This is a genomic window from Parabacteroides sp. PH5-46, assembly GCF_029892785.1.
GTDB lineage: Bacteria > Bacteroidota > Bacteroidia > Bacteroidales > Tannerellaceae > DFXE01.
This window is the reverse complement of record NZ_JARXXA010000025.1, coordinates 1-23107: the sequence shown is the minus strand read 5'-3', so window position 1 is coordinate 23107 and position 23107 is coordinate 1. Positions and strand designations below refer to the sequence as shown.

The window sequence follows — 23107 nt, the reverse complement described above, 5'->3', positions numbered from 1 at the left end:
ATTTTTTCTTTCCGTTGAAGCTTTAGCCAGACAAGCATGTTTGCAAAGTTGGAAATCTTTACTATTTTTGTTTACTGTTAACCAATAAACAATTTAAATATGGTAGATACAAAACAATTTATACAAAGCGCAGAGCAAAGAATGAATGACTCTATCGGTCATCTGGATGAACAACTGGCACATATCCGTGCCGGAAAGGCTAATCCGAAGATCCTTGACGGAGTAAAAGTACCTTATTATGGGAGCATAGTGCCTCTTACAAATGTAGCGACAGTGACAACCCCGGATGCGAAAACAATCCTTATCACACCTTGGGAAAAGCCGCTGATGAAAGACATTGAGAAAGCAATTATGGACTCCGATGTAGGTATTACCCCTGAAAATAACGGTGAGGTAATTCGTCTGGGTATTCCTCCGCTTACGGAAGAACGTCGCCGCGCTTTGGCTAAGCAGTCCAAGCAAGAGGCTGAAAATGCTAAAATCAGTGTCCGTAATGCTCGTCGCGATGCCATTGAGCAACTAAAGAAAAGTATCAAAGACGGAGTTCCCGAAGACGTAGAAAAAGATGCTGAAGCCGAAGTACAAAAGATACACGACAAATTCATCAAAAAAGTAGACGAACTGTACGCCGCAAAAGAAAAAGAAATAATGACAGTTTAATTTAGGTGAAGGGCTTAGTAGTAAAAAACACAGGGAGTTGGTATACTGTCCATACGGATGATGGGCGTGATATTGAAAGTAAGATAAAAGGGAATTTTCGTCTGCGCGACATACGCAGCACCAATCCTGTAGCTGTAGGAGACCGGGTGCAAATTGATATCAATCCGGAAGGTACAGCCTTTATTACCGAGATAGAAGACCGGAAAAACTATATCATCCGGAGAGCTTCCAACCTATCTAAACAGTCCCACATTATTGCCGCCAACTTAGATCAGGCTATGCTGATCGTGACGGTTAATTATCCCATTACTACTACCGTCTTTATCGACCGTTTTCTGGCTACCGCCGAAGCATATAGCGTTCCCGTGAAACTGGTTTTCAACAAAATAGACCGGTTTCATGGGGCCGATAAAGAGGCTATGGAAGCCCTCATCAAGTTATATACCGGAATTGGTTATCCTTGCTCCAAGCTATGCGCCAAAAGCGGCGAAGGGATGGAAGAGTTAAAGATAGAGCTAAAGGATAAGATCACTCTGCTCTCCGGCCACTCGGGAGTAGGGAAGTCTACGATTATCAACAAACTGGTACCCGGTGTAAACCTGAGAACCGGGAATATTTCAGAATACCATAACAAAGGGGTTCATACCACTACCTTTTCCGAGATGATTGTTTTGCCCGAAGGTGGATATCTGATTGATACCCCAGGGATTAAAGGGTTCGGCACAATCGAGATGGAAGATGCCGAAATATCTCACTACTTTCCGGAGATATTTTCAGTGTCGGAGAATTGTCGCTTCGGGAACTGCACACACCGTCACGAGCCGGGCTGTGCCGTACTGAAAGCTGTCAGTGAGGAGCAAATCAGTCCATCCCGCTATAAAAGCTATCTGAGCATATTGAAAGACCGGGAAGAAAGTAAATACCGGGAAGAATACTAACTCCTTACACTGCAGGAAGACTCATTCCTGTAATTTTACGATAAATATCCAAGGCGTAAATATCCGTCATACCGGATATATAATCCAACACACATTGAATTTTGCCGTAAGTGGTAGGAGCATTGGTATCGTACTGTTCAGGCACACGCTGCAACAATAAACGGCTGTATGCGCTTCCGGGATTGATAACAGCATCTGTGAAGCTATCGATCAATTGACTGAATATATGGAAACCAGCCAGTTCTATATCCAGTACTTCTTTGGCGCGATATATTTTAGTGTAAGCTACTTTGGAACACGCTTTATATGCCTGTTTGGCATGATCGTTGATTTCTTCAATCAAGGTACTCTTGAACGTTCCGTTGAGTATCTGTTCTTCATTTTCCAGAAAGACCCGTGAACATTCATCCACCAGTAAACCGATAATACCTGAGCGCAAATAGGCGATCTGTTCGTTTATATCGTCTACTTTATGCATCACTTCATTGATACGATTCAGCTTGTCACCTTCAAAGAAGCCAAGCAAAAGACCGATAGTCTCTTCGCTGGTAAGTATCCTTAGCTTGTGGGCATCTTCAATATCCATCACTTGGTAACAGATATCATCTGCTGCTTCTACCAGGTAAACCAAGGGATAACGGATATAGCGTACCGGCTCTGCGTCGCGCACCTGTATTCCCAGTTCAGTTGCTATCCGGTGATAGGTTTCTTCTTCCGACTGAAAAAAGCCGAATTTCCCCCCTTTTTCCGACAAGACAGAGGAATAAGGATATTTGACAATAGAAGCAAGTGTACAATACGTCAGGGCAAAACCACCTTTTCTTCTCCCTATAAACTGATGGGTGAGCAAGCGCATTGCATTGGCATTTCCCTCGAAGTGTAGGAAATCCTCCCAACGCCCGCCTTCTTCGCGTACTTGTGCTTCCAGCTCTTTTCCGTTTCCTTCCGAAAAATAACCGGAGATTGCCCGTTCTCCGGAATGTCCGAAAGGGGGATTGCCCATATCATGCGCCAGACAGGCAGCAGACACAATAGAACCTATTTCCTGAAAGCTAATTTCTTCTCCCGGATATTTCTTCATCAACCCTTTGGTGACATTATTCCCTAAAGAACGTCCAACACAGGATACTTCCAAACTATGTGTCAAACGGTTATGAACAAAAATACTGCCCGGCAGCGGAAATACCTGCGTTTTGTTCTGCAAGCGCCGGAAAGGTGACGAGAATATTAAGCGATCATAATCACGCTGGAAATCTGTACGTTCATGCTTACGTTCATGATAGTCTTCCATTCCCAAACGTTTCCCCGAAAGAAGTTGTGCCCAATTCATATTCAATATTTTATTTATACAAAGGTAAGAATTATAAATGTATTAAGCGTATGTGTTTATTTAGGAGAACAACAGAATGAAAATAAAAAATAGACAATATGTAAACAATGAAGCATTTGTCATATTTACAATTATCATGCATTATTTTTTCATAATATTACTCGTATTATGGATTTTTGTCTATATATTTGCAAAATAACTTAGCCCCGTTACAAAGTTTTGTTAAAATTAATTGCGCAACTTATGTCTATTTATACAATAACTAAATCTAAACATATACTAATATGTATTCAACTATTTTCATTAATGTATTAAACTTACCTAAATTTCTAATTTTATGAGAAGGTACTTGGTCTTATTTGTACTGTTCTGTATCGGAACATGTACAAGTGCTTTATGGGCACAAAAGAAAGTTAGTGGAGTTGTCATGGATAAAGATGTCAACATGCCATTAATTGGAGCAAATGTTGTTATAAAAGGAACAACAAACGGTACAGTGACCGATCTTGACGGGAATTACTCATTGGAAACCAATGAGAATGATGTATTACAATTTTCTTATTTAGGGATGACTACTGTTGAAGAAATAGTAGGAAACCGAACGGTAATCAATGTTGATATGTCTTCCGACTCACAAAAGATTAACGAAGTAGTGGTTACCGCTATGGGTATCGAACGTAAAGCCAAGAGTTTGACGTATGCCACCCAACAGCTGGCAGGGAACGAGCTGACAAGGGCAAAGGACGCCAACATGATTAACTCGCTGCAAGGTAAAGCTGCCGGATTAGTAATTACGCCTAACGCTACCGGTGCCGGCGGATCTTCAAAGATTCTGCTTCGCGGTAACAAATCAGCTTGGGGAAACAACCAGCCGCTTATCGTAATCGACGGAGTTCCGATGAACAACCCTCAAACCAGCCAGTTGGAAGGTGAGTACGAAGGCCGCGACGGAGGTGATGCTTTATCAAACCTCAACCCCGACGACATTGCCAGCATGAACGTATTGAAAGGTGCTTCGGCAGCTGCTTTATATGGTAGTATGGCTGCCAATGGCGTTATCATGGTTACTACCAAGAAAGGACGTGAAGGAGCCGCACGCGTAGACTTTTCGTCTAACATTACGTTGGAAACTCCGCTAAGCGCTCCTAAATTGCAAACCTCTTACGGAGCAATTAAAACGGGTAATCAACTGAGTGAGAAAAGCTGGGGAGAGAAAATATCCGGAGAAGCTTTGGGCAAGGATCGCGTGAACGACTTTTTCCGCACAGGTTCTACGTATATCAATTCTGTTGCAATTAACGGAGGAACCGAGAAGACACAGAGTTTCCTGTCATATGCAAACACGACCTCTTTGGGCATTATGCCGACAAATGACTTCCAACGTCATAACATGACGGCTCGTCAATCATTCAAATTATTCGGAGACAGGCTGTCGGTAGATGCTTCTATCTCTTATATTACTCAGAAAGCCAACAACCGTCCGCACGGGGGAACATATATCAATCCTTTGACAGGTGTATATACCTTCCCGGCAAATGGAGACTTCAACCATTACAAAAACAACTTCGAGGCGTTTGATGGAGGACGCAATATCTACGCACAAAACTGGTACACTTCTCTGAACGACTTCACCTCTAACCCTTACTGGGTGCTGAATCGCAATAAAGCAACAGAGAAGCGCGACCGCATCATGGCTTCGGCTTCTGCTAATCTGAAAATCACTGATTACCTCAATATCCAGGGACGCTTGAGCATCGATAATGCTAAAGATAAGTTTGATCGTAAATGGCATGCCACAACAACCGAGACATGGGCACCGGGTGGTAACGGACGTTACAGGGTAGAAACCTTCGATCCCAAACAGTTCTATGGCGATATCATGCTGAACTTCAGCAAAACATTCAATGATGTCTGGGAAGTAAATGCGTCTGTAGGTAGCAGCTTCATGGATACAAAAACAATCCGTTCTATAATAGACAGTAATAAATTCGGCTTGGATCAACCTAACTACTTTGTTCCTGAAAACATCAGGGGTAATGGTAACGAAAGAACCGAAAGCCCGAGAAAACGCTTGAACTCTGTGTTCGGAACAGCGCAATTCGGATACAACGGAATGATCTACGTAGATGTAACCGGACGTAACGACTGGTCGTCGGCCCTGGCTTACACAAACAATATGTCTTACTTCTACCCGGCAGTTGGTCTAACCGCTTTGTTGAGCGAAATGATCCCGATGGGCGACTTGGTAAACCTATTGAAGCTTCGTGGTTCGTACAGTATTGTAGGTAACGACGTTCCTGCATATATTACCCATCCGCTGGACGGTGTCAACTTAGGTTCATTAGAGCCGAATACGAAAGCGCCGTTTACGGAAATGAAGCCTGAAAAGATGCATTCTATGGAATTTGGTTTTGACCTGACTATGTTGGAAAACCGATTCAACCTGGATTTCACGTATTATAAGACAAATAACAAGAACCAGTATTTCCAGATCTCTGCTCCGTTGGCCAGCGGATATGATAACTATTATATCAATGCCGGAGACATCCAGAATACCGGTTTCGAAGCATCTGCCAGCTATCGTTTCGACATTAATAATGATTGGAGCTGGCGTACGGATTTCAACATTTCGTACAATGACAACAAGATTAAAAAGCTAGACGACCGCTTGTCTGACGGAGTACAGCTAGGTAGTGGAGCCGGCTTCCGCTTCATGCTGAAAGAAGGAGGTTCATACGGTGATATCTACGGGCGCATCCTTGAAAGAGATGACAAGGGCGTTATCCTGCTGAATGAAGACGGAAACCCCAAATTAAGCGACAGCAACAGCAACTATTTAGGCAATGTAAATGCTAAATGGCAGCTAAGCTGGGGCAATAACATTTCATACAAAGATTTCTCTTTCTACTTCCTTTTTGACGGAAAAATTGGCGGTAATACAATCGGTATGACGCAGAGCTACCTGGATGCTTACGGTGTATCAAAAGTATCCGGTGATGCACGCGACAAAGGCGGAGTAGATTTAGGAAACGGCACCAAGATTGACGCGCAGAAGTTCTACGAATCAACAGGAGGTAAAGACAAAGCAGGAAGTGAATACGTATATTCTGCAACAAACTTCCGCCTGAGAGAGCTTTCGTTAGGCTATACATTCCGCAACCTGATTGCTCCTTCAAAGAACCTGAGCGTATCATTAATTGCACGTAACCTGTTCTTCCTGTACAAAGATTCTCCACACGATCCGGAGATGTCTGTTTCTACTCATAATGCCTGGCAAGGTTTCGACATCTTCGGCTTGCCTGCCACACGCAGCTATGGTATTAACCTGAAAGTAACATTCTAAAAAGTATCCCGTTATGAAAAAAATAAAAGATCAACTAAAAAAAGCATTGCCTCTCTGCGCATTGACAATGCTTGTGGGTGCAACGGCTTGTACCGATAACTTTGAATCAATCAACACGAATCCGAACGGATTGGAACCGGAAGACATTAAAATCTCCGCCCGCTTCTTTCAGCCGATGAGTTCTATTTACTGTAACTTCCAGAACAGAAACTGGGAGTATCAGCTGCAGCAGAATCTGAATGCCGACTTATGGTCAGGTTACATGGCTGTGCCTACTCCTTTCGGCGGAAACTATAATAATTCCACCTATGCGATGAATGACGGATGGAATGAGTATCCGTTTTTGTGTGGCGAGCTGTATGTTATGAAGCCTATCAGTGAAATTCTTAAGTCTACCGAAGAAGCTGATTATGTTTCCGTAGCAAAAATTGTTCGTGTAACAGCCATGCACCGCGTATCTGATGTGTACGGACCAATCCCCTACAGCCAGGCGATGCAGGGAGGAGAAACAGTGCCTTACGACGATCAGGAAACGCTATACAAGACATTCCTTCAGGAACTGGAAGAAAGCGTAAATGCCCTGACAACATTTGTAGACACCAACCCGGCAGCAGAAAGCAAACGTATGTCGGAATTTGATATCATCAACCGGGGCGACAATGTATTATGGATCCGCTTTGCCAACTCATTACGCCTCCGCCTGGCGATGCGTATTGTAAAGGTAGACCCGGCTCTGGCAAAAAGTACTGCCGAAGCTGCTGTTAATCACAAATACGGAATCTTAACTTCTGCGGATAAGAATATCGAAGTGGTTGACGCCAGTTTACAAAATCCGCTGAACGAAATCAACTTTTCATACAGCGACATCCGTATGAGCGCTTCAATGATCAGTATGCTGAAAGGATACAGCGACCCTCGCCTGCCTAAGTATGCCACTCCGGTAGGCTGGTTTGAAGAAGGCGGCGTGAAGAAAGACATCCTCAATAAGGATGGAAATGCAACCAATAAGATTGGAGAATACGTAGGTATCCGTCAAGGTGTGATTATCCCGGACAAGAATAATTATATCATGTATTCTACCATCAATATGCCTTCCAGCAGATATACCGACCAAAACGGCGGACAAAATATGATAACAAACGCATTGCCTATCATGAAGGTTGCCGAAGTATATTTCTTACGTGCCGAAGGTGCTTTGAGAGGTTGGAATATGGGTGGCTCTGCAAAGGATTTGTACGAGCAAGGTATTAAAGTCTCTTTCAATGAATATGGTATTTCTGAAGAAGACTATGCAAAATACATCAATAACAGCACCGGAGTTTCTGTAGACTACGAAGATCCGTTTAATCCTTCCAACAATATTGCCGGCATAGACAAGGCTACCGTTAAGTGGGAAGAGAGCGTGTCTCAGGAAGAGAAGCTTCATAAAATCATGAACCAGAAATGGCTGGCCATGTTCCCGGAAGGACAAGAAGCATGGAGCGAATTCCGTCGGACAGGATACCCCAAATTATTCCCTGCTGTAACAAACTATAGCGACGGCAATATTCCGAAGGGTGAGTTCCCGAAACGTTTACGTTTCCCTCGCAACGACCGTAATTCTAACATGGCTGAAGTGGAAAAAGCCCGCACCATGCTGAAAGGTGACGACCACGAAGGAACCCGCCTATGGTGGGACGTAGAAGGAGGAAACTTCTAACTTAACGCCGATTTATATATATCTCTCGATTGCGTGTGTCCGAAAATAAGTAGGATGCACGCAATTTTTTTTCAGACACGTCCTGCATTTTTTCGGACGTGTCCTGTTTTTTAAAGGATTAATTCGCCTTTTCCCTGGCGGATGATTTCAAAGTCATCGGTTGTACAATTTACAATTGTGGATGCTTCTGTCCCGCCATAGCCACCATCTACTACAATATCTACTTTGTCTTCGTATTTTTCAAAGATCAGTTCCGGGTCGGTGGTGTACTCTATTACTTCGTCGTCGTCGTGTATAGAAGTAGTCATGATGGGGTTTCCCAGCTCTCTCACTAGCTGGCGGATTATGTTATTATCGGGTACGCGAATCCCCACTTCCTTTTTGTTTTTATATATTTTGGGAAGTTCGCTGCTGGTTGGAAGAATAAAGGTAAAAGCGCCCGGCAGGTTCTTGCGCATCATCTTAAAGGCGGCATTGCTTACCTTGGCATATTCACTGATATTAGACAGGTCATAACAGATAATAGACAAGTTGCTTTTCTGCGGATTGATCCCCTTCAGTTGGCATATTTTCTCTACGGCACGAACGTTCATGGCGTCGCATCCCATAGCATATACCGTATCGGTGGGATAAATTACCAATCCGCCGTCACGCAACACGTCTACTACCTTATTGAGCTCCCTTTGATTCGGGTTCTCGTCGTAAATTTTTATCAACATAAAAATTTAACCATAAATGATTTTTCCGTTTTCGTCACAATAGGGTTCGAGTCCTTTGCTGTACTGATTCATGGCGCGTAGGCTCATACCCATACTTGAGAACCCTCCGTCGTGATACAGGTTCTGCATCGTTACTTTACGGGTGAGGTCTGAAAAGAGGGTGATACAGTAGTCCGCACATTCGTCGGCTGTAGCATTACCCAGGGGACTCATCTTATCCGAGAAGTCCATCAAATCTTCCATTCCTTTCACACCACTACCGGCTGTTGTTTGGGTAGGTGATTGGGAGATGGTGTTGATGCGCACATTCTTCTCGCGTCCATAGATATATCCGAAGCTGCGGGCAATAGATTCCAACAAGCTCTTTGCATCTGCCATATCGTTGTATCCGAAGAATGTACGTTGGGCAGCTACATATGTGAGGGCTATTACAGAACCGTAATCGGCTATGGCATCCTGCTTTTTGGCAACCTGTAGCATTTTATGGAAAGAGATGGCTGATACATCAAGCGTCTTTTCCAGCAAGCCGTAGTCCAAATCGTCATACGTACGTTTCTTGCGTACGTTCGGGCTCATGCCAATCGAGTGTAATACAAAATCTATTTTACCTCCTAATATTTCTACTGATTTTTGAAAGACCATTTCCAGATCTTCCACGCTTGTTGCGTCGGCGGGAAGCACTTCTACATTCAATTTCTTGGATAAAGCATCTACTTCACCCATACGAACCGCTACAGGGGTATTGCTCAATGTAATAGTAGCACCTTCTTCTACGGCTCTTTCCGCTACCTTCCAGGCAATAGACATGTCGTTTAATGCTCCGAATATGATCCCTCTTTTGCCTTTTAATAAATTATAACTCATACTATTAAAATTAATTCGGAGCAAAGGTACGCATTATTCCCGAAAGTAAATCCGTTTGACGCGCGGGGATATGGAAGTTAGTACTTCGTAAGGGATGGTTCCCAGCTTATCCGACAATTCTTTTACCGGAAGGCTTTCGCCGAAAATAACAACAGAATCTCCTTCTTTGGCATCTATATCGGTAACATCTATCATGGTAGTATCCATCGATATATTGCCTACAACCGGACAGCGATTACCATTTATCAATACCTCTCCCCTACCGTTACTCAGGTGGCGGTCGAAGCCATCGGCATAGCCTATTGGTATAACGGCAATGCGGGAGTCACGGGTTACATAGCTCATGCGGTTATAGCCTATTGAGTCACCTGCCGGAACTTGCTGTATTTGCAGGATAGTTGTTTTAAGGGTAGTTACATTTTGCAGGTTTTTCTTGTCTGACACGCTCACGCCATATAAACCGATACCCAGACGTACCATATCCATCTGATGCTCTGTGAAACGTTCTATGCCGGCAGAGTTGAGGATATGTTTCAATACCGGATAATCAAGGCTCTGCTCCAATTCGGTAGCCGCTTCCTTGAATATCTGTATCTGATGTTGGGTAAAGGTATCAAACTCGGCAGAATCGCTTCCCGCCAGATGGGAGAAAACGGAACGTACCACTATCCCGCTTTGAGACTGCAAACGTTCTGCAATTGCTTCCATATCTCCGGGCTGGAATCCCAAACGATGCATACCGGTGTCTATCTTTATGTGAACCGGATACGAGGTGATCCCCCGGTGTTCTGTCTCTTTGATGATGGCGTCCAGCATGCGGAAACTGTAGACTTCCGGCTCCAGATAGTTCTCAATCAGCAGGTCGAAACTGCTGAACTCCGGATTCATCACCAGGATGGGGATGGATATCCCTTCTTTCCTGAGTTCGGCTCCTTCGTCGGCTACGGCAACAGCCAGGTAGTCGCAGCGGTATTCCTGCAATGTCTTCGCCAGCTCGTTCGGTCCTATGCCATAGCCAAAGGCCTTTACCATCGCTATGATCTTCGTTTCCGGCTTTATCAGGGAACGGTAATAGTTAAAGTTATGCACAATGGCATCCAGATTCACTTCCAGAATGGTTTCATGTACCTTCTTTTCGAGCAACTCCGATATCCGTTCAAAGTGAAAGCGCCGCGAACCTTTCAGCAGGATCAGCTCATCTTTGAATTGGCGTATGTTGGGCGATTGAAGGAAGTCATCTGTTGTCAGGTAAAACTCTTTTCCCATGTTGAAAAGGGAGGCATACTCCGACAAGTCGCGCCCGATTCCTATGATGCGGTCTATCTTCTTCCGGCTCACCAAATCGGCCACTTTTTTGTAAAGAGACTTCGGCAGAGTTCCCGATTGCAGTATATCAGAGAGGATAAGCGTACGCTTCAGCTTTTTCCCGGCTTTCCGGCTTTGCAGGAAGTCGAGGGCAATATCCAGCGAATTGATATCCGAGTTATAGGCGTCATTGATCAATAGGCAGTTATTCTTTCCCTGTTTCACCTCCAGGCGCATGGCTACCGGTTCCAGACGGGTAAATGTAGACGTATCCCGTATACTTGTAGGCTTCAGGTAGAGCATCAGGGCCAGGCAGTGAATCACATTTTCAATGGAGGCATCGTCTGTAAACGGAATGATATAGGTACTTTGCATACCCATTACAACACAATCTATCTCTGTTTCCGTTCCTTTTTTGTGAATAGACTTTACAAACAAGGGCGCCTCGGAATTGGTACGGCTCCAGGCTATCGCTTTGTGCGACAGAAGAGAGGACTCAATACAGTTGGCTATAAACACATTGTCGCCATCATAAACAATGGCTTCACATTCGCTGAACAACATCAGCTTCTCCATACACTTCTGGGTAGTGGAAAGGAAATTTTCCTGGTGTGCCTCGCCTATATTTGTCAGGATTCCGATGGTAGGCAGCAGGATGGGCTGCAACTGATCCATCTCGTTGGGCTGTGAAATGCCGGCCTCAAAGATCCCCAATGTATGTTTTTCGTTCATTTGCCAGACAGACAGGGGAACTCCCAGTTGGGAGTTGTAGCTGCGGGGCGAACGTACGATGTTAAAGTCTTTGTTCAACAACTGGTACAGAAACTCCTTTACGATTGTTTTCCCGTTACTTCCCGTTATTCCGATAACCGGTATGTCAAAGTGGGCTCGATGGTAGGCAGCCAGCTTCTGCAAAGCTTTCAGTGTGTCTTTTACCAACAGGAAATTAGCCTCCGGCATTGTTTCAAAAGCCGGATGCATCTCGCTGACTACAAAATTGCGAACCCGAAGATTATACAACTCCTGTATGTATTTATGGCCATCATTTGTCTTTGTTTTCAGGGCAAAGAAAAGGCTTTGTTCAGGAAAAGAGAGTCGGCGGCTATCTGTAAGCAGAATGCTGATATGATCGTCATGTAGCTTACTTGCTTTTGCGTTTACAACCCGGGCTATCTCTTTTATTGTGTACTTCATTCCTTATTTCATTTTAGACCGTAATAGCTCTATTTCATTCTCGATATGAATGTACGGAAATTTATTATTTATCTGTTCAGCTTTTAACAAAGTTTGCGATATGAAACGGCGATAGGTTTCACTCTCCGGCTGGAAAGGCTTATGATTTATGGCTTTTTGCACCTCTTGCCATTCTTTCATTATTTGTTGAGATTCAGCAGAAAGAAAAGAGGCTGTAAAGCGCTCCCATATATAAGCTACGGCCAGCGGAGAGGGATGCAACATGTCGTCGGCATAGAAACGGTAATCGCGCAATTCGTCCATCACAATCTCGTATGCCGGAAAATAAGCGATCCTATCGGGATAACGGTTTTGCAACTCATCTACTGCCAGAAGCAGGCTTGCCTTACTCAGCTGATTATGATGTGCTCCGTCTTTCCAGTGGCGGACAGGGCTGACGGTAAATAAAATTTTTAGTTCCGGATTCTGCTCCCAGAGGGAAAGCAACAAAGCATTCCATTCGTCTACAATTGCTCCTGCAGACAAGCGTTCACGCGTAAATAGTTTTTCCGGCAACTTATGGCAGTTGGAGACTACTTCTCCTGTACGTTTTAGCCGATATACATAGGCCGTTCCGAAGGTTACTATCAGACGGGAAACCGTTCCCAGATTGGCGGATGAAACAGCCAGCCGATGATTGATTTTGTCAAGTGACTCAGCCTCCGAATGAGACGAGAAGCGGCTATGATGGGTAAAACTGTGATAGACTCCTTCGTATTCAAATAAATCGCCAGCCACAAGGTGTGCCGGATGCAACAACATCTTAAGAGATTGGGCAATGGAAGCCGGATTGTAGAGTACTCCGAAGGGATTGACATCTACTGCCAACTTATTCTCTTCCATCTTCCCACCTATGTTTTCGGCAAAACAGGAACCTATAAGCATGGTTTCATCCTGATAGGAAAAGTCAAACGCTGCCCGGGGGATCGATACCTCTGTCCTGAATTCCATAGACATTCTTATTAGAACATTGATTGAACTTTAAATACAAATTCCATCCATACCCAGTAACGGATTGCTTTTCCCAGAAACATGGAAACCGCTACAATCCATACATTGGCGCGAAGGAAACCCAGCGCTACGGCAATAAAATCGCCTACTCCCGGCAAAAAGACAAAAAAGGCGGTCCAGGCGCCTTTGTTCTTTACCCATTCCTGCACTTTCCGCAGCTTTTCTCCGTCCAGCTTCAGGTATTTTTCGATCCATTCCGTTTTTCCCAGCATACCCAGCCAGTAGCAAGTCATACCCCCCAGAAAATTACCCAAAGTAGCAGCTATCATGCAAGGCCAGTACGAAGCGCCTGCCAGCATTACACCGGTCAGCACTACCTCGCTGCTGAAGGGCAAAATAGTTGCCGCCAGGAAGGAAGCAATAAACACTCCTATATAGCCGTATTCTATAAAAAATTCCATAAACGGACAAATGCCAATATAATATACAGGAAAATAAAGATATTAAAACTCCAATACTGCTTCTTCCCTTTTCTTACCGTGAAAAAGTGGCTCAGCAAAACAGAGATCGGCATGCAACAGATTGCCAGAAGCTCGTCGGATGATTGTTCATAAATAAAGAAAAGGAAAAAAGACAGGAAAAAAGACATAATCAGGAAAAACAGGTATTGCCTCGAACGCAAGGTATCATCGTGTTCGTGCGTTAGTATGTAAACAGACGATATCAGCGTAAGGAAGCCAACGTATCCTATCATAGCCCAATCAAGTGGCGAAATGCCTGTCATTGGGCGGTAGCCTATTTTAAGCAAAGCGGCAAATGTAACCGTAAAAGGAGAAAAATCCTGGCGGAACAAACACCAGCTCAGCAAGAACCAATAAATCGTGACCAGTCCGGACAAAGAAGCCAGGAATGTACGTGTATTCAGTGTTTTAAAGTTGTACATGCCAACCCAGAACAGGGGGCAAAACCACAGGATATGTACCCAGAACAAGCTGCCGATCCCCATAAACAAAGCGGCATTATACGCCTTACCCACGGCATAGGTTTCGTGATAGGAAATAAACAGCTGATACATAGCCAATATAAGGCAGAAAATACCTACAGACGTTGATTTCAGCGGAAGGAAATCGGGATCCGTACTGATAAGCAATACATAAAACAGGAAAGGGAATAACGTCTTTTCTCGGACAATCGCCAGTATGTAGTTCATCCGGTGAATCAGAAAAGCTCCTCCGGCAGTCAGCAGCAAGCCGATACCGTAGGCGATGCTCTTATTGGGCAGTATATTGCACACGGTATTCCACAAGGGCGTATTTAATACCCCCCCGTATACCGGATAGCCGATAGAAAATACATATCCTACGACCCAAAAGGTAAGCGAAACGGCCAGTAAACATATATAAATAAACGGAGTATCTATATTATATGACTTGCCGTAAGCCGACTGTTTTCCTCCCCATTTCATACTTACAGGTCAAATCCTATATCGGTGCGGAAATACATGTTTTCAAAGCGGATCAATGCAGCTGTTGCATACGATTGAGCCAAGGCTGCCCGGCGGTCTGCTCCGTAAGAGCTGACGGCTATTACACGGCCTCCGCTGGTAAGTACCTCACCTCCCGAAGCAGCAGTTCCGGCATGAAACAGGATGCTGTCGGTGGCTGTCGCTTGATCAAGCCCGGCTATCGGTTTGCCTTTTTCGTAATCCTCCGGATAGCCGCCGCTTACAAGCATAACAGTTACGGCGGCGCGGGGGTCAATCTCCAGCCGGCGGTCTTTCAAGTTTCCTTGTGCTACTCCTTCCAGCAGGTCTACCAGGTCGCTCTGGATACGTAGCATCACTACTTCTGTTTCAGGGTCACCCATCCGGCAGTTGTATTCAATAACCATTGGTTCTCCTTCCACATTTATCAGTCCCAGGAAGATAAAGCCTTTATAATCGATTTTCTCTTTCTTCAAGCCTTCTATTGTCGGGCGGATGATGCGCTCTTCTACCTTTTTCATGAATGCTTCATCGGCAAAAGGTACAGGTGATACAGCACCCATTCCACCGGTATTCAATCCGGTATTTCCTTCGCCAATTCGCTTATAATCTTTGGCTACCGGTAGTATTTTGTAGTCATTCCCGTCAGAGAGTACAAATACGGAGCACTCTATACCGTCCAGGAATTCTTCTATCACGACTGTTTTGCTGGCATCGCCAAACATGCCGTGTAGCATGCCTTCCAGCTCTTTTTTCGCCTCTTCCGGATTGTCGATAATCAATACCCCTTTTCCGGCGGCCAGTCCATCGGCTTTCAGTACATAAGGGGCTTGCAGTGTGTCCAGGAAGGCGTAACCTTCGGTCAGGGTTTCGGCAGTAATGCTCTTATAGCGGGCTGTCGGGATCTGGTGTCGCTGCATAAAGGCTTTCGCAAAATCTTTGCTGCCTTCCAGGTGAGCTCCTTCCTTGCTGGGGCCTATTACCGGGATATGTTGCAGGGAGACATCGCTTTTGAAAAAGTCATAAATTCCTTTTACCAACGGGTCTTCGGGGCCTACCACTAGCATATCAATCTGATGGGTCAGTACGAAGTCTTTTATGGCAGGAAAATCGGAAACAGTTATTCCTACGTTTATGCCGGCATCTGCCGTTCCCGCGTTACCGGGGGCAATATACAGCTTGTCTGTTTTCGGACTTTGCGCTATTTTCCAGGCCAGCGCATGTTCTCTTCCTCCTGATCCTATCAATAAAATATTCATTTTTTATCTTCTCTTTTACTGTTATTAAACCTTGGTCTTTCGGGTCTTTCGGGTTTCCCTTTCGAGGGCTTGAAGGCTAGCTTTTTAGGTGCCAGGTACGCACGCTCGTCATCCTCGTCATTCCCTTCAGCATGAGCGGCTGCAAAACGGCGGTCCGGACGATCCATTCTGGCCGTTTTAAAGTCTACCGGGCGCTTGTCTTTCCGCTTGAAGTCTTTCTTCCGGTCTGTATCCGGCAAGCCTCTCCGGCCTTCTTCTCCCAGGCTCTTTTTATAGTCTTTATTTTTTCCTTCAAAGATCTCGTAACAACGGTATTCGCATTCCAGTGAGCCGTTCATTAGCTTTACCTTCTCGTTGGGGCGAAGTGCTATTTTGTCGAAACATTCGTCTTTGTAGCTCAGTATCCATACCTTATAGCCGGTAAAGACATGCTTCATGCGTTCGCCTATCATGCTGTACAGGCCCATCAGGTCGCGAGACGAGATACGTTCGCCGTAGGGTGGATTGGTTACCATAATGCCCGGTTTCGGTGCCTCTGCATATTGTTGGAAAGGCAAGACTTTCAGCTCGATATACTTCATCAGCCCGGCATTGCGCACATTCTTTTCCGCCATTTCTATAGCCGCCGGAGAGATGTCGCTTCCGTAGCATTTAAAGGTAAATTCGCGTTCCTGGCTCTCGTCGTTGTATATCCGGTCGAACAAGTCCTGGTCAAAGTCTACCCATTTCTCAAAGGCAAACTCTTTCCGGTGGATACCCGGGGCAATGTTGAGGGCTATCATGGCTGCTTCGATAAGCAGAGTGCCCGAGCCGCATAAAGGATCCACAAAATGCGAATCGCCCTTCCAGCCTGTTTTCAGAATCATACCGGCTGCCAGTACCTCATTCAGAGGCGCTTCGTTTTGTTCGATGCGGTATCCCCGTTTGTGGAGGCTTTCGCCCGAACTGTCGATAGACAGGGTACAATCATTATGCGATATATGGATATTGATATACAAATCGGGCTTGTTTACCCGTACGGAAGGACGCTTTTTCCCTTGCTCGGTAAAATAGTCTACAATAGCGTCTTTGGTACGATAGGCTACAAACTTGGAATGGTTGAAATCTTCGGAATGGATCACCGAGTCAATGGCAAACGTTTTATCCTCTGAAATGTACTCTTCCCAGGCTACTTCTTTTACCTTTTTGTAAACCGTATCGGCATCTTTTGCTTTAAACTGATAGATAGGTTTCAGTATGCGTAAGGCTGTCCGGCAACAAAAATTGGCTTTGTAGAGCAATTCCTTATCCCCGGAAAAGGAAACCATCCTTCGTCCGATCTGTACATCATTGGCTCCCAAAGCTATCAGCTCATCAGCCAATATCTCTTCCAACCCATAAAGGGTCTTTGCTACCATCTCAAAACTCGCTTCGCTCATTCTTTAATCAATTGAATATTTAACGTTTAAAGTTATTTTGTTGTGAAACCGTTGTTCCTGCCGCCACATCGCTTGTTACCCACACATTGCCGCCGATGGTGGCGCCTTCGCCTATGCGGATACGCCCCAGCAGGGTGGAGTTGGAGTATACCGTAACATGGTCTTCCAGCACCGGATGGCGCGGAACGCCACGGGTGGCATGCCCGTTTTCGTCGGGTGGAAGTTTTTCTCCGGCAAGGCTTACACCCTGGAATATACGTACATAGTTGCCGATAATGCTGGTTTCGCCAATCACCGTTCCGGTACCATGGTCTATGGCAAAGTGATGCCCGATCCGGGCGCCGGGATGAATATCTATACCCGTTTCCGAATGAGCCATTTCCGATATCATACGTGGAATGAAAGGTACCCCCAGTTCGTATAATTGGTGGGCGATCCGGTAATTGATAATGGCACGGATACCCGGATAGCAGAAGATTACTTCGCCCGGATTCTGTGCCGCAGGATCATTGTTGAATGTAGCCTCTACATCGGTAGCCAGTATCTCGCGCAGTTCGGGCAATGCCGCAATAAAGGAGCGCGACAGCCCCTCAGCTTTTCCCGAAACAACCTCTTCCGGACAATCGGCACAATTTTTATCCGAAAAGCACAATCCGGCATATATCTGGCGAGATAGCAGGGTATGCAAACTTTGTACATTTACCCCGATATGATACGGAAGGGTCTGCCTGCTAACACGCGCTTTGCCGTAATATCCCGGAAAAAGGATGGCCCGGCAAATCTCAATAATCTTTTTCAGTATCTCTCCGGAAGGCAAGGCTTCGTCGTCCCGGTACGGATGAAACAATTGCGTGTACGACGATTCATCCGAGAGCCTGCCAACAATACTATTCAATAAGCTTTCGGGTTCCGGCATTGCTTAGTATAACATAACAATTCTGAAAGTCATATCCCCTGGGAAGTCCTTCGTATAAAAATCGCTTATATTAACATAGAATCTTATCGAACCAACCGTATAATCATACGTATACGTCTCGGTCCATATATTTTGGCCATCATGCACCGGAATAGAGTACAGCATTGGCGCCCATGCTCCGCCATCCAGATAATAGCCGATCAGCGCTCCACTATCAAAAATAAACTTCGAAAGATCCGGTTCATCAAAGTCATAATAGAAGTATGAACCTAATTCATCTACTTCACCAACACGCACCCAGTCCCGGCTCTTCACATCATACGTTTTAATGATCCAATCCATCCCTTCTCCTTGTGGCCCTTCGGGACCCATCGGGCCTGTTGGTCCTTCGCAAGCCATCAGGGTGATGGCCATAAACAGAGCAAACAATATCTTTTTTATTCCGGTAATCATTCCTTTTGTTATTTAATTGTTGATTCTTAGGACAAAAGTACATAAATATCCGATTCGCAAAAAGGAAAACAAGAAAAATAGGTAATAAGGAGTAAGCACTAAGGGCTTGGGGATCGTTAAATATACTTTTATCTATGAAAAAATAAAAATATTCAGACTTTTTCATAGATAAAAATCATTTTCAGGTAGAAAAGGTAGATTTGCGTCGCAGACGTATGAGGTTAATCAACGTTTTGCATCTGCGATGTAGTTTGTTAATCATTTTAATGTTAAAATATCTTATATCGATGCATGATTTTACAAAATAGCGTTTTTTGCTAACTTCTCTTTTCTTGAAAAGTGTCGGAAAAATAGAAACCGAAACGAATTTTAATAAAAACCGAATTGATTTTAACTAACATTTAGTTAAATCAAGGGTTTTCTTCCGATTCATCCAGGTGATTTTGCTTAATGATCCAAGTGATTTGGCAAAGTGATCTAAATGATTTACTGAAATCATTTGGATCATTTTGTTACATATTTCTGCCAGGTCGAAATATTGTGTCCGAAATATGTAATTTAAAAGGTTTATTAACCAAAAACAGGGGTGAAATGAGTACCGTTTCTGAAATAGCAAAAAGAAGGATATTGAACGAAGAATATCGAAAAATGAATGAAGAATATCGAAAAATGCGTTCTGCGTGTTCCGTTCTGCGTGCTGCAGCTTGCAAAGCGATAAAACTTAAGTGCCAAATAGAAGCCTTCTTTGCAAGCTCTCCCGGTTTTTGTCCGAAATATGGCCTGTGAGCAGGGGGTATATTAACATTTTGTCAAAAAGACAGAAGGTGGTACATGGGGTGGTGCGCATTGTTCCTGCTGCGCCCCACGGTCCACATACCACCCGTTAATAGAGACGAGGCATAGCCTTGTCTCAGTGTATTATCTGTTATCTGACAACTACCTTCCAGCGGTTGTCGCCTATTGCTACGATGTAAATACCCTTTGCTACAGGGATACGGCTTACGCCTTCTGCGGCCGGGGCAGATTTCAGTAGCTGTCCGTTTAGATTGTAGATCAGGATATTTTCACGCTGAGGCTTTGCTCCCTGAGCTATGAAGATGTATCCAGGGGTAGTATATACCTTAGCTCCTTGTCCGGAGGGGTCAGAGAGGGTGCCTGTTGGGTTCTTTCCGTCGTTCCAACTAAGTCCCACTATGCGGATTTGCATGTCATCCGTAGCCATGATGCGATATACGTAAACGGTTTCCCATACCTGCTGATTGGCACGTAGCAAGCTTTCGTCCGGACTGGCAGAGCGTGTTTCGGTGCGTATCGGGTCAAGCAGTTGATCGTTCAGGTACACGGCAATGCCACTTAGGTGTGTCAGGCTATCCAGCCACACGCGTAGCTCGAAAGGCTCTCCTTTGGTCATTTCGGTAGTACCTTCTACCGGATTCAGACCAATATGCTCACGCAAATCAGGATCTACCAAGTCTAGCGCCACCAATACAGCTACAGACTCCGGCTCCGGCTGCTCTCCTGCTTCTACCGTAAAATTGTAGATCAAAGCGGGGTCTCCAAATCGATCAACAGGAAAATCAGCCGTACTAATATACAACTCTACAGTACCGGTAAAACCGGCAGGCAATGTAAGTATATTATTATCTAGCGAATAACCACTTATCGGAAACCCATTTTCATCCAAACACTCAAAGCTTGCCTCATCAATAGCCGAACCTGCAGCAATAGCCGAAAGATCTATCGGTGAGGTAAGGGGAGAGGGTGCTGTAGCGTATTGCGGTGCATAAAGATAATCGCTGCATACTCCCACCGAAGGCAAACTACTTAGGGGTATATAATTCCAGTAACAATTCAATTCGGCTAATTGGCTACATCCGGAAACATCCAGAGAGCTAAGAGCGTTTCCGGAGCAACTCAATCCGGTTAATTGGCTACATCCGGAAACATCCAGAGAGCTAAGAGCGTTGCTGGAGCAATCCAATACTGTTAATTGGCTACATCCGGAAACATCCAGAGAGCTAAGAGCGTTGCCGAAGCAATTCAATACTGTTAAACTATCGCAGCCTGAGAGGTCTAATGATCCGCCTAAAGAACTATACGTCCAGCTTATTTCGCTGATCCGCATATCATCAGGGCTATCTACCCAAGTAATACCATCTATACTCCCCCAGGCAGCACTGCCGGCATCCAACGTAGCGGGATCCTGACTCATCCCCAATCTTTCCCAATTTTTTATTCCGGGAAGATTAGATTCCTGCGCTAAGAAGGCTTGCAGTTTCGTTATATCTCCCGAATTGAAACCTGTAACTACTGTGAATGTGTAGATCATAGCCGCATTAGCACCTTGTGCAGGAAAGTCACTTGTAGTGATATGCGCTTCTACAACACCGGTAGTACCATCAGGTAGGGTGAGGATATCGCCTGAAAGCGTACCTATATCCGCTCCGGACGCATTAGTAGCACTAGTTATACCCGTAGCAACACCCGAAAGGTCTACCGGATTAGTTGTAACTGATATTGTAATTACCTGCGGAGCATAGGTGTAGTTTTGTATTCCTGTGGGCAGAATGCGTAAGGGAATCCGGTTGTTAGAACAATCAAGAGTTGTTACAGTTTGTGGTATCTCCAATGAAGTAATCTGGTTATTCGAACAATCCAATGTTTTCAAGTTCGTACAACCTAATAAATCCAAATAATTCATTGACGTGTTCGAACAGTTGAGCGTTTCTAAAACTGTATTATCAGAAGCCCAGAAATTGGATAGACTTCCACATCCGCTCACATCAATAGATGTAACAGAGGTAGCTTCCAAATCCAGATAGCTCAGAGAGGTACAGCCTGTAAAATCGACTGTTCCTGCCAGTTTTTTATAAACATCAGAGCCTAAGAACCACCAAGTGATCCGAGTGATTCTTTTATTGTTAACGTCTCCTGTCCAAGTAAGCCCGGGATAGGTTTGCCATCTACTATCATCTTCATTCCATCCGGTAGGATCTGTATCGGAAGGAATCTGTTCCCAGTTTTTCTTCCCGTCTTCGACCGAAGTCTGATTAAGGAATGCTTTCAGTTTATTCACGTCATTTACGTTGTACGTGGGGTGGGTTGCACTTAGGGCTGTAGCTGTAGTGGCAAACAGCACAAAAAGGGCTATTAATAGCCTTTTAGATAGAGTAATCATTTGTTTCATAAATTCATTGATTTTAATGGTAGTTTTTTAACTATATAATGTGGCGTACAAAAAGCTAATCATTATCCCAAAAGTAGCTACAGGCTTGGAAAGAATGTATTGCAGAACGTAAAATTCGATTTACGTTCTGCAACATATTAATAAAATTCACATTATTTAACTGTCGTTTTTCTATACGAGCCGGGGGTAGTACCAGTCTGGAGGGTAAACTGCCGATGAAAACTGCTTCTGTCGGGAATGCCTACCAACTCGCCTACTTCGCGGAGGGAAATTTCGTTGTTTTCGTCCATCAGACGGCAGGCTTCCTTGATGCGCAACTCACGTATCCAGCTCTTGAAGTTATGGTTCATCTCGTGATTGATATGTTTGGAGAGGTAGGTGCGATTCGTTCGCAACTCCTCGGCTACGCTTTCAAGGGTGAGGTCTTTGTGCAAAAAACGCTTTTGCCCGATCCATACATTCAGGGCAGCCGAAAGATCGGAAGAAGATATCTGTTCTTCGTTTTCCGCTTCCAGTGCCGGTTCGATCCGGTAAAAAGTAAAACCGTAATTGATGTATTTAATAGCAAAGAGAATATAGAAGAGTGTATATCCGATTGTAAAGGCGATATATATGTTTTCGGGGAAAAAGCTGGAAGCAAGTGCCAGTATCCCAATCGTAAGCGCCATGCAGAAAGAGGTGATGATCCACCTGAGCCTTTTATCTTCCCCATCGGCAAAAAAATTGTCTATCTGCCGGCAATAACGCTTGTATTCACGCCGGAAAAGATAAACATAACCTAGTAATTGCAACCCATAGCATACCACAGCCCCATAGATGAGGTAATGAAGCCATGCAGCCGCAAACGGCAGGAAAAGACAAAATAACAAAACAACAGAAAACAGACTGATACACACCAGTTGAGCAACAACGCGACGCACAGCCAGGCGGCTTACATCTACAAGCATAACAATTGAACAGGTAAAGAAAGAGGCCTGAAATGAAGCGGCAATAAGCGTAAAAACCATCACCTGCTGCCAGGGAGCAAAGCCTCTGCCGGTATATACCTCTACCAGGCCAACGGAAGCAAGCAACAGGTAAGCAGCAGTCAACAGCCTACGCCCGATACGGTAATTACGCAACTTTTCACCCGCAGGCACATTGACCAACAATAGCCCAAAAGCCGCAGAAAATACCAGAAAAACCGACCCTAGTACAGCCGCCGAATAAACATCCTGCACAATAAACATTACCTCTTATTTGTATTAATCCGGCTCTAAGTAACTGTTAGGAAATTATCGTAAAGAGTTATGATAAGGTTGAAAAACATTGGGTATCAGTTGTTTAAGTAGATATTTATTCGTAAATTT

Annotated in this window: 18 protein-coding genes; 5 read left to right on the top strand and 13 right to left on the bottom strand. The window is 44.6% G+C overall.

Annotated elements, in window-relative coordinates; all coding sequences use genetic code 11:
- Positions 1-99: 99 nt before the first annotated feature.
- Positions 100-660, top strand: a complete 561-nt coding sequence (gene frr, locus M2470_RS17515) for a ribosome recycling factor (RefSeq protein WP_280746310.1) — start codon at positions 100-102, stop codon at positions 658-660.
- Between the two features lie 5 nt (positions 661-665).
- Complete coding sequence (gene rsgA / locus M2470_RS17510) at positions 666-1598, top strand: ribosome small subunit-dependent GTPase A (RefSeq protein WP_280746309.1); 933 nt, start codon at positions 666-668, stop codon at positions 1596-1598.
- Between the two features lie 4 nt (positions 1599-1602).
- On the opposite strand, the gene dgt is transcribed toward rsgA, so the two are convergent.
- Positions 1603-2928, bottom strand: coding sequence for a dGTP triphosphohydrolase (gene dgt, locus M2470_RS17505; protein ID WP_280746308.1), 1326 nt, complete (start codon positions 2926-2928; stop codon positions 1603-1605).
- Between the two features lie 337 nt (positions 2929-3265).
- Between dgt and M2470_RS17500 the strand changes: the two genes are divergently transcribed.
- Both M2470_RS17500 and M2470_RS17495 read left to right on the top strand, forming a co-directional pair.
- On the top strand, positions 3266-6271 hold the full coding sequence (locus tag M2470_RS17500; RefSeq protein WP_280746307.1) for a SusC/RagA family TonB-linked outer membrane protein: 3006 nt from the start codon (positions 3266-3268) through the stop codon (positions 6269-6271).
- Positions 6272-6284: 13 nt separating this feature from the next.
- Complete coding sequence (locus tag M2470_RS17495; RefSeq protein WP_280746305.1) at positions 6285-7970, top strand: SusD/RagB family nutrient-binding outer membrane lipoprotein; 1686 nt, start codon at positions 6285-6287, stop codon at positions 7968-7970.
- A gap of 110 nt (positions 7971-8080) precedes the next feature.
- Here M2470_RS17495 and M2470_RS17490 read toward each other — a convergent pair whose 3' ends face one another.
- From M2470_RS17490 to M2470_RS17445, 10 genes are read right to left on the bottom strand one after another with little or no spacing between them, the layout of a single operon-like run.
- Positions 8081-8689 (bottom strand): L-threonylcarbamoyladenylate synthase, encoded by a 609-nt coding sequence (locus M2470_RS17490; protein WP_280746304.1) that lies wholly within the window; start codon positions 8687-8689, stop codon positions 8081-8083.
- A 6-nt stretch (positions 8690-8695) separates the two neighbouring features.
- Positions 8696-9553: an SDR family oxidoreductase gene (locus M2470_RS17485; RefSeq protein WP_280746303.1), complete on the bottom strand. Its 858-nt coding sequence runs from the start codon at positions 9551-9553 to the stop codon at positions 8696-8698.
- Positions 9554-9586: 33 nt separating this feature from the next.
- Positions 9587-12052, bottom strand: a complete 2466-nt coding sequence (locus M2470_RS17480; RefSeq protein WP_280746302.1) for a bifunctional UDP-N-acetylmuramoyl-tripeptide:D-alanyl-D-alanine ligase/alanine racemase — start codon at positions 12050-12052, stop codon at positions 9587-9589.
- A 3-nt stretch (positions 12053-12055) separates the two neighbouring features.
- On the bottom strand, positions 12056-13042 hold the full coding sequence (locus tag M2470_RS17475; protein WP_280746301.1) for a GSCFA domain-containing protein: 987 nt from the start codon (positions 13040-13042) through the stop codon (positions 12056-12058).
- Positions 13043-13053: 11 nt separating this feature from the next.
- Positions 13054-13503, bottom strand: coding sequence for a VTT domain-containing protein (locus tag M2470_RS17470; protein ID WP_280746300.1), 450 nt, complete (start codon positions 13501-13503; stop codon positions 13054-13056).
- Complete coding sequence (locus tag M2470_RS17465) at positions 13488-14507, bottom strand: hypothetical protein (protein ID WP_280746299.1); 1020 nt, start codon at positions 14505-14507, stop codon at positions 13488-13490. Before M2470_RS17465 ends, M2470_RS17470 begins: the two co-directional genes overlap by 16 nt.
- Before the next feature lie 2 nt (positions 14508-14509).
- Complete coding sequence (gene purD / locus M2470_RS17460) at positions 14510-15784, bottom strand: phosphoribosylamine--glycine ligase (RefSeq protein ID WP_280746298.1); 1275 nt, start codon at positions 15782-15784, stop codon at positions 14510-14512.
- Complete coding sequence (locus M2470_RS17455; protein ID WP_280746297.1) at positions 15781-17202, bottom strand: THUMP domain-containing protein; 1422 nt, start codon at positions 17200-17202, stop codon at positions 15781-15783. The genes purD and M2470_RS17455 overlap by 4 nt, the downstream gene beginning before the upstream one ends.
- Positions 17203-17221: 19 nt before the next feature.
- A complete protein-coding gene (locus tag M2470_RS17450) occupies positions 17222-18118 on the bottom strand; it encodes a serine acetyltransferase (RefSeq protein WP_280746296.1) in 897 nt (298 codons plus the stop codon).
- 3 nt (positions 18119-18121) lie between these two features.
- Entirely contained in the window at positions 18122-18571 is a 450-nt protein-coding gene (locus M2470_RS17445) for a hypothetical protein (RefSeq protein ID WP_280746295.1), read from the bottom strand.
- A 591-nt stretch (positions 18572-19162) separates the two neighbouring features.
- Here M2470_RS17445 and M2470_RS17440 point away from each other — a divergent pair.
- Positions 19163-19357 carry a hypothetical protein gene (locus M2470_RS17440; RefSeq protein WP_280746293.1) on the top strand — a complete coding sequence of 65 codons (195 nt, stop codon included), beginning with the start codon at positions 19163-19165 and terminating at the stop codon, positions 19355-19357.
- Positions 19358-19496: 139 nt separating this feature from the next.
- Here the strand turns inward: M2470_RS17440 and M2470_RS17435 are convergent, their stop codons facing one another.
- Positions 19497-21758, bottom strand: coding sequence for a leucine-rich repeat domain-containing protein (locus tag M2470_RS17435; RefSeq protein ID WP_280746292.1), 2262 nt, complete (start codon positions 21756-21758; stop codon positions 19497-19499).
- A gap of 152 nt (positions 21759-21910) precedes the next feature.
- Positions 21911-22987, bottom strand: coding sequence for an AraC family transcriptional regulator (locus tag M2470_RS17430; RefSeq protein WP_280746291.1), 1077 nt, complete (start codon positions 22985-22987; stop codon positions 21911-21913).
- Positions 22988-23107: the final 120 nt, after the last annotated feature.

Bases quoted from the DNA above. Each gene is read 5' to 3' on its own strand.
- frr (WP_280746310.1), top strand. From the start codon at position 100: ATGGTAGATACAAAACAATTTATACAAAGCGCAGAGCAAAGAATGAAT.
- dgt (WP_280746308.1), bottom strand. From the start codon at position 2,928: ATGAATTGGGCACAACTTCTTTCGGGGAAACGTTTGGGAATGGAAGAC.
- M2470_RS17500 (WP_280746307.1), top strand. From the start codon at position 3,266: ATGAGAAGGTACTTGGTCTTATTTGTACTGTTCTGTATCGGAACATGT.
- M2470_RS17495 (WP_280746305.1), top strand. From the start codon at position 6,285: ATGAAAAAAATAAAAGATCAACTAAAAAAAGCATTGCCTCTCTGCGCA.
- M2470_RS17490 (WP_280746304.1), bottom strand. From the start codon at position 8,689: ATGTTGATAAAAATTTACGACGAGAACCCGAATCAAAGGGAGCTCAAT.
- M2470_RS17485 (WP_280746303.1), bottom strand. From the start codon at position 9,553: ATGAGTTATAATTTATTAAAAGGCAAAAGAGGGATCATATTCGGAGCA.
- M2470_RS17480 (WP_280746302.1), bottom strand. From the start codon at position 12,052: ATGAAGTACACAATAAAAGAGATAGCCCGGGTTGTAAACGCAAAAGCA.
- M2470_RS17475 (WP_280746301.1), bottom strand. From the start codon at position 13,042: ATGGAATTCAGGACAGAGGTATCGATCCCCCGGGCAGCGTTTGACTTT.
- M2470_RS17470 (WP_280746300.1), bottom strand. From the start codon at position 13,503: ATGGAATTTTTTATAGAATACGGCTATATAGGAGTGTTTATTGCTTCC.
- M2470_RS17465 (WP_280746299.1), bottom strand. From the start codon at position 14,507: ATGAAATGGGGAGGAAAACAGTCGGCTTACGGCAAGTCATATAATATA.
- purD (WP_280746298.1), bottom strand. From the start codon at position 15,784: ATGAATATTTTATTGATAGGATCAGGAGGAAGAGAACATGCGCTGGCC.
- M2470_RS17455 (WP_280746297.1), bottom strand. From the start codon at position 17,202: ATGAGCGAAGCGAGTTTTGAGATGGTAGCAAAGACCCTTTATGGGTTG.
- M2470_RS17450 (WP_280746296.1), bottom strand. From the start codon at position 18,118: ATGCCGGAACCCGAAAGCTTATTGAATAGTATTGTTGGCAGGCTCTCG.
- M2470_RS17445 (WP_280746295.1), bottom strand. From the start codon at position 18,571: ATGATTACCGGAATAAAAAAGATATTGTTTGCTCTGTTTATGGCCATC.
- M2470_RS17440 (WP_280746293.1), top strand. From the start codon at position 19,163: ATGAGTACCGTTTCTGAAATAGCAAAAAGAAGGATATTGAACGAAGAA.
- M2470_RS17435 (WP_280746292.1), bottom strand. From the start codon at position 21,758: ATGAAACAAATGATTACTCTATCTAAAAGGCTATTAATAGCCCTTTTT.
- M2470_RS17430 (WP_280746291.1), bottom strand. From the start codon at position 22,987: ATGTTTATTGTGCAGGATGTTTATTCGGCGGCTGTACTAGGGTCGGTT.